The 12,121-nt window shown below is 74.2% G+C and carries 13 protein-coding genes; 10 read left to right on the plus strand and 3 right to left on the minus strand.

The annotated features are described in order from the left end of the window. Positions 1-76: 76 nt before the first annotated feature. Entirely contained in the window at positions 77-1,306 is a 1,230-nt protein-coding gene (ccrA, locus tag ACFOSY_RS04905) for a crotonyl-CoA carboxylase/reductase (protein WP_394305462.1), read from the plus strand. Positions 1,307-1,390: 84 nt separating this feature from the next. Here ccrA and ACFOSY_RS04910 read toward each other — a convergent pair whose 3' ends face one another. The 3 genes from ACFOSY_RS04910 to ACFOSY_RS04920 are packed head-to-tail and all read right to left on the minus strand — an operon-like array spanning position 1,391 to position 3,862. Further along, positions 1,391-2,137: an enterobactin synthetase gene (locus ACFOSY_RS04910; RefSeq protein WP_394305463.1), complete on the minus strand. Its 747-nt coding sequence runs from the start codon at positions 2,135-2,137 to the stop codon at positions 1,391-1,393. Between the two features lie 4 nt (positions 2,138-2,141). Next, entirely contained in the window at positions 2,142-3,620 is a 1,479-nt protein-coding gene (locus tag ACFOSY_RS04915) for a class I adenylate-forming enzyme family protein (protein WP_394305464.1), read from the minus strand. Continuing rightward, positions 3,620-3,862, minus strand: coding sequence for an acyl carrier protein (locus ACFOSY_RS04920; protein ID WP_006132209.1), 243 nt, complete (start codon positions 3,860-3,862; stop codon positions 3,620-3,622). The genes ACFOSY_RS04915 and ACFOSY_RS04920 overlap by 1 nt, the downstream gene beginning before the upstream one ends. A 317-nt stretch (positions 3,863-4,179) precedes the next feature. Here ACFOSY_RS04920 and paaA point away from each other — a divergent pair, with 317 nt between their 5' ends. The 9 genes from paaA to kynU all read left to right on the plus strand — a co-directional run bounded on the left by paaA (position 4,180) and on the right by kynU (position 11,944). Further along, positions 4,180-5,259 carry a 1,2-phenylacetyl-CoA epoxidase subunit PaaA gene (gene paaA / locus ACFOSY_RS04925; protein ID WP_394305465.1) on the plus strand — a complete coding sequence of 360 codons (1,080 nt, stop codon included), beginning with the start codon at positions 4,180-4,182 and terminating at the stop codon, positions 5,257-5,259. Further along, on the plus strand, positions 5,256-5,585 hold the full coding sequence (gene paaB / locus ACFOSY_RS04930; protein ID WP_394305466.1) for a 1,2-phenylacetyl-CoA epoxidase subunit PaaB: 330 nt from the start codon (positions 5,256-5,258) through the stop codon (positions 5,583-5,585). Before paaA ends, paaB begins: the two co-directional genes overlap by 4 nt. After that, on the plus strand, positions 5,578-6,414 hold the full coding sequence (gene paaC / locus ACFOSY_RS04935) for a 1,2-phenylacetyl-CoA epoxidase subunit PaaC (protein WP_394305467.1): 837 nt from the start codon (positions 5,578-5,580) through the stop codon (positions 6,412-6,414). The genes paaB and paaC overlap by 8 nt, the downstream gene beginning before the upstream one ends. Further along, entirely contained in the window at positions 6,411-6,959 is a 549-nt protein-coding gene (gene paaD, locus ACFOSY_RS04940) for a 1,2-phenylacetyl-CoA epoxidase subunit PaaD (RefSeq protein ID WP_394305468.1), read from the plus strand. Before paaC ends, paaD begins: the two co-directional genes overlap by 4 nt. A 9-nt stretch (positions 6,960-6,968) precedes the next feature. Next, the gene (locus ACFOSY_RS04945) at positions 6,969-8,117 is read left to right on the plus strand and encodes a 2Fe-2S iron-sulfur cluster-binding protein (protein WP_394305469.1); all 1,149 of its coding nucleotides are present in this window, start codon (positions 6,969-6,971) and stop codon (positions 8,115-8,117) included. A 53-nt stretch (positions 8,118-8,170) separates the two neighbouring features. Further along, entirely contained in the window at positions 8,171-8,941 is a 771-nt protein-coding gene (locus tag ACFOSY_RS04950; protein WP_394305470.1) for an SDR family oxidoreductase, read from the plus strand. A gap of 69 nt (positions 8,942-9,010) precedes the next feature. Beyond that, entirely contained in the window at positions 9,011-9,859 is an 849-nt protein-coding gene (locus ACFOSY_RS04955) for a tryptophan 2,3-dioxygenase (protein WP_394305471.1), read from the plus strand. Next, complete coding sequence (locus ACFOSY_RS04960; RefSeq protein WP_394305472.1) at positions 9,849-10,697, plus strand: alpha/beta hydrolase family protein; 849 nt, start codon at positions 9,849-9,851, stop codon at positions 10,695-10,697. The genes ACFOSY_RS04955 and ACFOSY_RS04960 overlap by 11 nt, the downstream gene beginning before the upstream one ends. Continuing rightward, positions 10,694-11,944, plus strand: a complete 1,251-nt coding sequence (gene kynU, locus ACFOSY_RS04965) for a kynureninase (protein WP_394305473.1) — start codon at positions 10,694-10,696, stop codon at positions 11,942-11,944. Before ACFOSY_RS04960 ends, kynU begins: the two co-directional genes overlap by 4 nt. Positions 11,945-12,121 lie beyond the last annotated feature (177 nt).

Raw genomic sequence — 12,121 nt, forward strand, 5'->3', positions numbered from 1 at the left:
AGACCCGCCGGGCCCCGTCCCGGCGGCCGGCCGGGTCCTTCGGCCGGCACCGCTCCCACCGCTCAGGAGATCTGCCGTGACCAAGGTCGAGGACCTCTACGAACTCGGCGACGCGCCCGAGATGGGCACCGTGCCCACACGGATGTACGCCTCCCTCATCCGCCAGGAGCGCTACGGTCAGCCGATCGACGCCTTCCGCACCGAAGTGGTCGACGTGCCGCCCGTCGGCCGCGGCCAGGTGCTGGTCAAGGTGATGGCGGCCGGCGTCAACTACAACAACGTCTGGGCCGCCCTCGGTTCGCCGCTGGACGTCATCGCGGCCCGGCAGAAGGCGGGCGCCGCCGAGGACTTCCACATCGGCGGCTCCGACCTGTCCGGCATCGTCTGGGCGGTCGGCGAGGACGTGCGCGGGGTGCGGCTCGGCGACGAGGTGGTGGTGCTCGCCAGCCGCTGGGACGAGTCCGCCGAGGACATCCGCCTCGGCGGCGAACCCGCCACCTCCAGCAGCCAGCGCGTGTGGGGCTACGAGGAGAACTACGGCTCCTTCGCCCAGTTCGCCGTCGTCGACGACTACATGTGCCACCCCAAGCCGGCCCGGCTGTCCTGGGCGGAGGCCGCCTGCTACATGGCGACGGCGGCCACGGCCTACCGCCAGCTGTTCGGCTGGCCCCCGCACACCGTCCGGCCCGGCGACCCGGTGCTGATCTGGGGCGGTGCGGGCGGCCTGGGCAGCATCGCCATCCAGCTCGTGCGGCACGTGGGCGGCATCCCGGTCGCGGTGGTCTCCAGCGAGGAGCGCGGCGAGTTCTGCGTGAAGCTGGGCGCCGAGGGATACATCGACCGGCGCGACTTCGACCACTGGGGACGCCTGCCGGACGCCTCGGACGAGGCCGCCATGAACCGCTGGCTGGCGGGGGCCCGCGCCTTCGGCCGGCGCTTCTGGGAGGTCCTCGGGGAGCGCCGGGCGCCCCGGATCGTGCTGGAGCACTCCGGCGCGGACACCGTCCCGACCTCGATCTACATGTGCGACAACGCCGGCATGGTCGTCATCTGCGGCGGCACCACCGGCTACAACGGCGACGTGGACCTGCGGTTCCTGTGGATGCGGCAGAAGCGCCTCCAGGGCTCGCACGTCGCCGGCGTCCGGGAGGCGCGCGAGGTGACCCGGCTGATCGACCAGGGCGTCATCGACCCGTGTCTGTCGCGCACCTTCGGCTTCGAGGAGATCGGCCTGGCCCACCAGCTCATCCACGACAACCGTCATCCGGCGGGCAACATGGCGGTGCTGGTGAACGCCAAGGAGTAGGCGAGGCGTTCCTCCGGAGACGACGCTGGGGGCGGCGGTCTTCTGACCGCCGCCCCCTGTCGTCGCCCATGCCCGGCACCCGGCTCAGCGGCCGCCGTCCCGGGACGGCCGGACCCAGCTGAACACGCCCGTGGCGACCGGACACACGCACACGCGGACACCCACGTCGCCGTCACCACGCGGCCGGACATGAAAGCCACCGTCCGCCTCGGGAACGGCACACAAGTCACGCAGGCTGTGAGCCTCGGTGCTGCCCTGCGCACCGTACAGCGCCTTCCACGCCGCCTCCTTGGCGGAGAACGCAACCCGCAGCCGGGCCGGCGCGAGAGACTGGCCGGCGTCGTGCAGCCAGGGCTCCTCGTCCTCGCGCAGCACCAGTCGGGGGGCTTCCAGGGGGAAGCGGCCCAGCTCGAGGTCGCATCCGGCGGGGCCGGTGTGTCCGGGTGCGCGGGCCACCGCCACCGCGATGCCCGCGTCGTGCGTGATCGAGGCCGCGTACCCCGGCGGGAAGACGGGCCGCCGTCCCGCGCGGGGGACATCCCCGCAGGTGAGTCCCACCGACCGCAGGGCGCGCCGGGCGGCGAGGCGGCCGGCCAGGAACTCCCGGCGGCGCTCCGGGATCATCCCGGCGGCGGCAGCGGCCTCGGCGGGCCCGGCGGGACGCGCCGCAGGGTCGGACGACAGGGCCACGCCCAGGCCGAGGCCCGCGGCGGCGAGCGGCGCGCGCAGGCGCTCCAGCTCCGCCCGCACGTCCGCCGCCGCGCCGTCCGCTCCCGCCGCCCCGTGGGCCGCCGCCGTGTCGTGCGCCGCCGCGTCCGCCTCCGACGCCACCGCGTCAGACCCGCAGCAGCTTCTTGACGATCTTCCCGGCCGGGTTGCGCGGCACCTGCTCGATGAACTCGATCGCGCGGGGCCGCTTGTAGGGCGCGAGGTTCTCCTTGACGTGCCCGAACAGGTCGGCGGTGGTGGTGCCGTCCTCGGCGACGACGTACGCCAGCGGTACTTCGCCGTAGTCCTCGTCGGGCATGCCCACGACCGCCGCGTCGCGGACCGCCGGGTGGGTCATCAGGACGCGCTCGATCTCCGAGGGGTACACGTTCTGCCCCGCCCGGATGATGAGGTCCTTGCTGCGGTCGACCAGGTGGATGCGGCCGTCCTCGTCCATGAAGCCCAGGTCGCCGGTGACGATCCAGCCGTCGAGGGTGACCTCGCGGGTGGCCTCGGGGTCGTTCCAGTACCCCTGCATGACGCCCGGGCCGCGGACCACGATCTCGCCGATCTCCCCGCGCGGCACCTCGCTGCCCTGCCGGTCCACCGCCCGCGCCGACATGCCCGGGATGACGCGCCCGCACGGGATGCGCGCGCTGACGTCGCCGGGTGCGGGATGCTCGTCGGGGCCGAGGGTGACGAACGGGCCGCCCACCTCCGTCATGCCGTACACCTGGCGGAAGCCGCAGCCCAGGCGCTCCACCGCCGTCGCGTACACGTCGAGCGGCATGGGGGCGGCGCCGTAGAGGACCTCCCGCAGCGAGGACAGGTCGGTGCTGTGCGAGGCCTTCGCCTGGAGCATGAAGCGCAGCATCTGCGGCACCAGCCACATGTGCGTGGCCCGGTGGCGCTCGACCGCGGCGAGCGCGCGCTGCGGGGTGAAGCCGGGCATCAGCACCACGGTGGCGCCGGCGGCCAGGTAGGTGAGGGAGACGACCATGCTGCCGTGGTACAGCGGGCAGCAGTTGACCATCACGATGTCGTCGGTGGGGCGGGCCGACACCAGCCAGCCCAGGGCGATGGCGCGGAAGGAGCCCGCGTCGACGGTGACGCCCTTGGCCTGTCCGGTGGTCGCGGAGGTGTGCAGCACGGCCACGGGGTCGGTGTCGGACACCTCGGGCAGCTCGACCGGCTCGGCGAGGGTGCCCAGCGCGTCGAAGGCCGGCACGTCGAACGCCATCCGGATGCGCACGGACGCCGGCAGCGTGGGGTGGCGGTCCAGGAGGGCGGACTCACCCAGCACGGCGACGGCGCCGACGCGTTCGATGATCCCGGCCACCTCGGGCACGGCCAGGCTGTGGTTGAGCGGCACGAACAGCGCGCCGAGCCGGGCGAGCGCGAAGTACGTCTCCAGCACCTCGATCCGGTCCTGGGAGAGCACCGCGACCCGGTCTCCGCGCTCGATGCCCAGCGCGGCCAGGCCCCGGGCCAGTTCCGCCGTCCGGTCGTGGAACTGCGCCCAGGTCACACTGCGCCGCTCGTCGACGAGCGCGGTGCGGTCGGGGAAGCACTGGCGGTTGCGCTCCACCAGTTGCGTCAGCCACATCACGCACCGCCGGCGGCGACGGAGCGCTCCTCGACGAAACGCTCGTAGTCGGCGATGGTGTGCAGCTTCTCCATGTCCTCGGCGGTGATCTCCACGCCCGTGCGCTGCTCGACGAGCAGCACCAGGCGCACCAGGTCACCGGAGTCGATGCCGCTGGCGGCGAGGTCGACGTCGTCGCCGATGGCGTCGGCGTACTCGGCGGTGCCGGTGAGTTCGACCAGCAGCTCCCTGATGGTGCTCATGGGTGTCCCCTTTCGCTGTGCCACGTGTGCCACATCCGTTGCCACATCCGTGTGTCGCCAGAAGAAGAGGCGGCGGGGGCGGCCGACACTCCCCCGCCCCCGCGTGACGTCCGTCACGCGACGAAGCGGCGGGGGCGGGGATAGCGGGGACGGTGCGCGGCCTCTGTTCTCGGTGGAGGTTCCGCCCGCCGGTCCCGTGCCGGCCGGGCGGGCGGTCGCAGTCGCGAGGGAGTGATGAGGGTGCTCAGGCAGAGCGCAGGGACGGGCGCCGAGGGACGGACCGGTCCCGGCACCGGGCGGGCCGGGGACGGTACGCCGTGAGCGCCGCGCTCGCCGGGGACGCTCCGGCAGCCGCCGCCGAGGAGGAGCGCGCCGCGCGCTTCGAGGAACTGCTGGGCGAGGGCGGGACGGTGGAGCCCCGGGACTGGATGCCCGACGGCTACCGCCGGATGCTGCTGCGTCAGATCGCCCAGCACGCCCACTCCGAGATCATCGGCATGCAGCCGGAGGGTGCCTGGCTGACCCGGGCGCCGTCGCTGTACCGCAAGTCGGTGCTGATCGCGAAGGTGCAGGACGAGGCGGGCCACGGCCTGTACCTGTACTCGGCCGCCGAGACCCTGGGCGTGGACCGCGCCGAACTGCTCGACGCCCTGCACCAGGGGAAGCAGCGTTACGCGGCCACCTTCAACCACCCGGCGCTCACCTGGGCCGACACCGGGGCCATCGCCTGGCTGACGGACGGCGCCGCGGTGATCAACCAGGCGCCGCTGTGCCGGACCTCGTACGGCCCGTACGCCCGCGCGATGCTCCGCGTCTGCCAGGAGGAGGCCTTCCACGTGCGGCAGGGGTACGACCTGATGCGCGCGCTGTGCGAAGGGACCCCGGAGCAGCGGCAGATGGCGCAGGACGCGGTCGACCGCTGGTGGCTGCCGGCCGTTGCCCTGATGTTCGGGCCGCCCGACACGGTCGCGGGGGGCGCCGACGAGCGCACCGCCGCGCTGGGGGCGGCGGTGTCGCGCCGCGCGATGGCCTGGGGCATCAAGCACCACACCAACGACGAGCTGCGGCAGCGGTTCGTCGACCAGTGCGTGCCGCAGGCCGAGCGCCTGGGGCTGACGCTGCCCGACCCGAACATCCGCTGGAACGAGGAGCGCGGGCACTACGACTTCGGGCCGATCGACTGGGAGGTGTACCGGGGCGCGCTGGGAGACGACTCGGCCTGTGCCCGGCAGCGGCTGGCCCACCGGACGGCGGCGCACGAGGACGGCGCGTGGGTGCGCGAGGCGGCCGCCGCCCACGCGGCCCGGGAGCACGCCCTGACCGCCGAGGACGCCGGGACCGCCCAAGCCCTCGAGACCGCACCGGACGCCGCACACACGACGGAGCCTGCGACATGAGCCGTACGACGAGCCGTACGACGGAGGGCGCGCCGGCGTCCTGGGAGGTGTTCCTGCGGCCCCGCAGGGGGCTGGCGCACCAGCACGTGGGGTCGGTGCGCGCCGGCGACCCCGACACGGCGCTCTCGTACGCCCGCGACCTGTACACCCGCCGGGGCGAACCGCTGTCGCTGTGGGTGGTCCGCTCCGACGCGGTGCACGCCGCGTCCCCCGACGAGCACGACCCGTTCTTCGCCCACGCGCGGCACAAGCCCTACCGGTATCCCGAGCAGTTCGCCCCGCTGACCGGGGAGAGCGGCGCCGAGGGGAGCGACGACGATGCCTGAGACCGGCCGCACCCTCGCACCGCCGCCCGCCGGCCGGGCCGCGGAGACCGTCCCCGAGGCGGAGGCCTGCCACGCCGCGGACGCCGACCTCGCCGCCCTGACGCTCCGTCTGGGCGACGACGCCCTGGTCCTCGGGCAGCGGCTGTGCCAGTGGATCACGCGGGCGCCGACGATCGAGGAGGACCTGGCGCTGTCCAACATCGCCCTGGACCTCGTCGGCCACGCCCGTGCCCTGCTGGCGCGGAGCGGGCAGCTGGACGGCACCGGCCGCTCCGAGGACGACCTCGCCTTCGGCCGCCCGGACCGCGAGTTCCGCAACGCCCTGCTCACCGAGCTGCCCAACGGCGACTTCGCCGTGACCATGGCCCGGCAGCTCGCCCACACCCACTACGCGGTGCTGCTGTACGAGGCGCTGGCCGGCGGCTCGGACCGGGAGCTGGCCGCGTTCGCGGCACGGGCCGCCAAGGAGACGGCGTTCCACCGCCGGCACGCCGACCTGTGGACGGTGCGGCTGGGACTCGGCACCGAGGAGAGCACCCGCCGGATGCGGGCGGGCCTGGAGCAGGTGTGGCCGTACACGGCCGAACTGTTCGACGAGGACGACGTGTCGGACCGGCTCGTCGCGGCGGGTGTGCTCCCGCCGCTCGCCGCGCTGCGCACGGCGTGGGAGGCGAGCGTCGCGGCCGTCCTGGACCGCGCCGGGCTCACCGTGCCCGCGCCGTCCTGGCAGGGGCGCGGCGGCCGGCAGGGCCTGCACACCGAGGCGTTCGGTCCGCTGATCGCCGAGATGCAGTCGGTGCGCCGGCAGTTCCCGGGAGGCACCTGGTGACCGCGCGGACCGACGCCACCGCTCCTCTCCCTGCCGCTCCCGTGGCGTCCACCGCGCCCCGCCTCGACGCCGCGCGGGTGCGGGCCCGGGTGGAGGCGGTGCCCGACCCCGAACTGCCGGTGATCACCCTGGGCGACCTCGGTGTCGTGCGCGCCGTGACCACGGCGGCCGACGGAACCCTGACGGTGGAGCTCACCCCGACGTTCCTGGGGTGCCCGGCGCTGCCCGCCATCACCGCCGCCGTCCAGGACGTCCTGGAGGAGTGCGGCCATCCCGACGGCCGGGTGCGCCAGGTCCTCGCGCCCGCCTGGAGCACGGACCGCATCACCCCGGAGGGCCGCGCCAAGCTCGCCGCCCACGGCATCGCCCCGCCCTCCCCCGCCGGCGCCGCGTCCGGGCCGGTGCGCGTCGACCTCGGCGTCCCCTGCCCGCACTGCGGGTCGCGGGCCACCCGGCCGCACAGCTCCTTCGGGCCGACGCGCTGCCAGTCGATGCTGCGCTGCACGGCCTGCCGGGAGACCTTCCCCACCATCACGGCGATCTGAGGTGACCGCATGAGCACAGCGCCCATCGCCCAGGACGCCCGGCAGTACCCCGGACGGGAGGAGCCGTCGAGCCGGGCCGGGGTCCGGCCCACCGGCTGGTTCCGGCTGACGGCCGCCCGCCTGGAGCGCCTGGCCGAGGACACCGTGGCCATCACCCTTGACGTCCCGGCGGATCTGGCGGAGACCTTCGCCCACCAGCCCGGTCAGCACGTCGTGGTCCGGCACCGTACGCCCGGCGGCGAGCTGCGCCGCAGCTACTCGGTGTGCCCGCCGCCCGGCGACCCCGCCGCGCTGCGCGTGGTGGTCAAGCGCAACTCCCCCGACGGCTTCGGCGCGTACGCCCTCACCACGCTTGCGGAGGGCGATCCGCTGGAACTGTCGCCGCCCGCCGGAACGTTCGGCCTGCCGGCGGTCAGGGGCGGACACCATGTCCTGATCGCGGGCGGCTGCGGCATCACCCCGCTCGCCCCGATGGCCGCCGCGGCCCTGCGCGAGGACCCGGGCTGCCGGCTCTCCCTGGTGCACGCGGCGCGCACCGCCCACGACGCCCTGCTGGCGGACGAACTCGCGCTGCTCAAGGACGAGTTCGTCGACCGTTTCACGGTGCTGCACGTCCTCTCCCGCGAGCGCCGCGAGAGCGAGCTGTGCAGCGGGCGGATCGACGCGCCCAAGCTGCTGCGGCTGCTCGAGCTGCTGGACGCCCGTCCCGGTCCCGGCACGCGGTTCGCCCTGTGCGGGCCGTACGGGCTGGTGGAGACGGTGCGCGACACGCTCGCCGCCTGGGGCGCGCCGGCGGACGGTGTCCGCTTCGAGCTGTTCTCGGCCGCCGGAACGCCGACGTCGCCGGAACCCGCCACGCCACCGGACCGGCAGGGCCGGCGGAGCCGCATCACCGCCGTCCTCGGCGGCCGTACCAGCGTCGTCACCATGCGGCCGGAGGACCGGGTGGCCCTCGACGCCGTGCTGCGCCACCGCCCCGAGACGCCCTACTCCTGCCGCGACGGGGTGTGCGGCAGCTGCCGGGCGAAGGTGGTGTCCGGCGCGGTGACGCTGGAGTCCCAGTACGCCCTGGACGCCCGGGACCTGGACGCGGGTTACACGCTCGCCTGCCGGGCCCGTCCGCGCACCGACGACCTCACCCTCGACTTCGACGCCTGACACCCCGACCAGCTCCCGTCCCGGTTCCCGGGCTCCCCCGTAAGGAGACGACCTTGACCACCACCCAGCGGCACGCGGGCAGGACCGCCTTGATCACCGGCGGCAGCCGGGGCATCGGCAGAGGCATCAGCCTCCGGCTGGCGCGCGAGGGCGCGCTGGTCGCCGTGCACTACGGACACGACCACGCGGCCGCCGAGCGGACCGTCAAGGAGATCGAGGCGGAAGGCGGACGCGCGTTCGCCGTGCACGCCGAACTCGGTGTTCCCGGCGACGCCGCCGCCCTGTGGTCGGCCTTCGACGAGGGGCTGGCCGCGCAGGGAGCGGAACCGGGACTGGACATCCTGGTCAACAACGCCGGCATCACCCTGCCCCGCCCCATCGCCCAGGTCACCGAGGAGGACTACGACCGGGTCTTCGCGATCAACACCAAGGCGCCGTTCTTCATCGTCCAGCACGCTCTGGAGCGGCTGCGGGACGGCGGGCGGATCATCAACATCTCCTCGGTCGCCACGCGGGTCCCGCTGCCCGCGATCGTCGCCTACACGATGACCAAGGGCGCCCTGGACGCCCTCACCTTGAACCTGGCCAAGGAGCTGGGCCCGCGTGGCATCACGGTGAACACGGTCGCGCCCGGCTTCACCGAGACGGAGATCAACCCGACCCTCGCGAACCCGCGGATCCGGCAGATGTACTCGGACCGCTCGGTGTTCGGCCGGCTCGGTGCCCCCGCCGACATCGCCGACATCGTCTCGTTCGTCGCCGGCGACGACGCCCGGTGGATGACCGGCCACTGGATCGACGCCAGCGGCGGCGTCCAGCTCTGACACCACGCGGCACCCCCACCGCCGCCTCCCCCGCCTCCCCCGGCCGGAGGCGGTCCGCTAGGAGCACTGATGACTCACTCCACGTCCACCTGCCCGGATCTGTCCACGGACGATCCGCTCACCCAGCCCTTCGAGGGTTCGAGCCCGTACGACTCGTACGTCCACGCGTCGGTCCTCAACTCCCTCCAGCACCCGCTCACCGAGGCGGCGGACGAGATGGGGTTCCTCGTCACCACCCAGGTGATGGAGCTGTGGTTCACCCTGATCGCGCACGAGTGGCGCGCGGCCCGCGAGTTCCTCGTCAAGGACGACCTGGACGCGGCCATGGACGCGCTGGTGCGCAGCCGGCGGGCGCTGCACGCGCTCAACGCGTCCTGGGCGCCCATCTCGGCACTGACGCCGGTCCAGTTCAACGGATTCCGCGCCGCGTTCGGCAAGGCGTCCGGGTTCCAGTCCGCGATGTACCGGCACCTGGAGTTCCTGCTCGGGCAGAAGTCCGCCGCGCTGGTCCGCGCCCACCAGGGCGACCCCTCGGTGCACGAGGCGCTGCGCGAGGCGTACCGGGAGCCGTCGCTGTACGACGAGGTGCTGCTGTTCCTGCACCGTCGGGGTCTGCCGGTGCCGGAGCACGTGCTCGAGCGGGACGTCACCGTCTCGTACACGGCCGACGAGGGCGTGGTGGAGGTGTGGCGGCGGATCTACGCGGGCCCGCAGCACGATCCGCTGCTGGTGCTGGGCGAACTGCTCACCGACGTCGCCGAACTGGTGACGCGCTGGCGGCAGGACCACGTGATGGTGGTGCGCCGCGCGATGGGCGCCAAGCAGGGCAGCGCCGGTTCGGCGGGGCTCGCGTGGCTGGAGCAGCGCGCGGCCCACATGGTGTTCCCCGAGCTGTGGGCGGCGCGCGGTGACGTCTAGGGAGATCTCCGCGTTCGCCGCGGAGGAGGAGAAGCGGGTCCTGAGCCTGAAGCCGGTGCTCGCGCCCCGGCACGGCAGGTACGGCGACCACCCCCACCAGGTGTACGACGCCTGGCCGGCCGAGGAGACGGACGCCCCGCTGGTGGTGCTGCTGCACGGCGGGTACTGGCGGTACGACCGCATGCATCTGACCCCGTTCGCGGCCTACTTGGCGCAGCAGGGCTTCTCCGTGCTGCTGCCGGGGTTCCGCAGGTCGGGCGGGGCGGGCGGATACCCGGAGACGTTCGACGACGTGGCGCGGATCGTGGACACCCTGCCCGCCGGCCGGCCCTACGTGCTGGCCGGTCACTGCTCGGGCGGCCACCTGGCGCTGTGGTGCGCGGCCCGCGGGCTGCTGTCGCCCGACTCGCCCTGGCACACGCGGGCGCTGCCGACCGCCGTCCTGGCGCTGGCGCCGATCACCGACCTCGACGCGACCCGCCGGGACCGCCTCAGCGACGACGCGGCCCTGCAACTGCTGGGCGGCGAGGAGGTGTTCGAGGAGCGGCTGCCGTCCGTGGACCCGCTCACCCTGCTGCGGGAGGCCGGTTCGACCGGGGTGCCCACCGTGCTGCTGCACGGCGCCGTCGACGAGGAGGTGCCGCTCACCCAGTTCAGCGACTACGCGGCCGTGCACCACGACCTGCGGACCGTGGTGCTGCCCGGCACGGGTCACTACACCCTGATCGAGCCCGGTGCGCCGGGGGCCGCGGCGGTCGCCGACACCCTGTGGGACATGTCCGCCGCCTTCGGCGCCGAGCGTCCCGGGCGGACCGCACCGGAAGGAACAGGCCGATGACGACCGTACCCGCCGCCGTCGGGGAGCAGGCCAGGGCGCTGGACGCCGAGGACGCGCTGGCCCCGCTGCGGGACCGGTTCCTGCTGCCTGAGGGTATCGTCTACCTCGACGGCAACTCCCTGGGCCCGTTGCCCGCCGCGGTGCCGCCCGTCCTCACGGACGTCGTCCACCGGCAGTGGGGCGAGGGGCTGATCGGGTCGTGGACCGAGCACGACTGGTGGGACGCGCCGGTCCGTGTCGGCGACGCGATCGGCCGGCTCCTCGGCGCCGCGCCGGGGCAGACGGTGGCGGGCGACTCCACCAGCGTGCAGCTGTTCAACGCGCTCGGCGCGGCGGCCGCGCTGCGGCCCGGCCGGACGCTGCTGGTCACCGACCCCGGGCACTTTCCCACCGACCGGTACCTGGCGGAGTCGGTGGCCCGTCAGCGCGGACTGCGGCTGCGGCAGGTGCGCCCGGCCGACCTGGAGCGCTTCCTCGCCGAGGAGGGCGACCAGGTGGCCGCCGTCAGCTACTCGCCCGTCGACTACCGCACCGGCGAGCTGTACGACCTGGAGGCGCTGACGCGGGCGGCCCACCGCGCGGGCGCCCTGGCCGTGTGGGACCTGTGCCATGCCGCCGGGGCGTTCCCGCTGCGCCTGGACGACGTCGGTGTGGACCTTGCCGTGGGCTGCGGCTACAAGTTCCTGTCCGGCGGTCCGGGCGCCCCGGCCTTCCTGTACGTGGCCCGCCGTCACCACGAGAACCTGCACACGCCGCTGACAGGCTGGAACGGCCACGCCGACCCCTTCGGTCTCGCCGAGGACTACGTTCCGGCGCCCGGCATCGCGCGGGCCCGCATCGGCACCCCGCCGATCCTGTCGCTGCTCGCGCTGGAGGCGGCGCTCACCGCCTTCGACGGGGTGGACCTGGAGCAGGTGAGGGCGAAGAGCCTGTCGCTGACCGGGTTCTTCCTGCGGTGCGCCGAGGAGCTGCTGGCGCCGCTGGGGTTCACCGCGGCGTCCCCGTCCGACCCCGCGCTGCGGGCCAGCCAGGTCTCCCTGCGCCACCCGCACGCCTACGGGCTCGTCCGGGCGCTGGCGCGGCAGGGTGTCGTCGCCGACATGCGGGCGCCCGACATCCTCCGGTTCGGGGTCAACGCCCTGTACACCACGCACCAGGACATGCTCACGGCCGCCGTGCGCCTGCGGGACATCACCGGCACGGGTGACTACAACCCCACGCCGCAGGAGCCGGGCGCGGTGACCTGAGCCCGAGGAGCCCCCCCCCTCACGGCCGTACCGCCGCCGGACCCCTGGCTCTCGCCCCCGTACCGCGCGGTCTGCCCGGAGGCCCCGAAATGGGGCGTCCGCGGCGGATCGCGCGCCGGTCGCGAGCGCCGAAGTGACCAGTGATACAGCAGCAGTTGCGCGTTGTTGCTCATCTCT

The organism is Streptomyces lusitanus, assembly GCF_042647945.1.
Classification (GTDB): domain Bacteria; phylum Actinomycetota; class Actinomycetes; order Streptomycetales; family Streptomycetaceae; genus Streptomyces; species Streptomyces pseudogriseolus.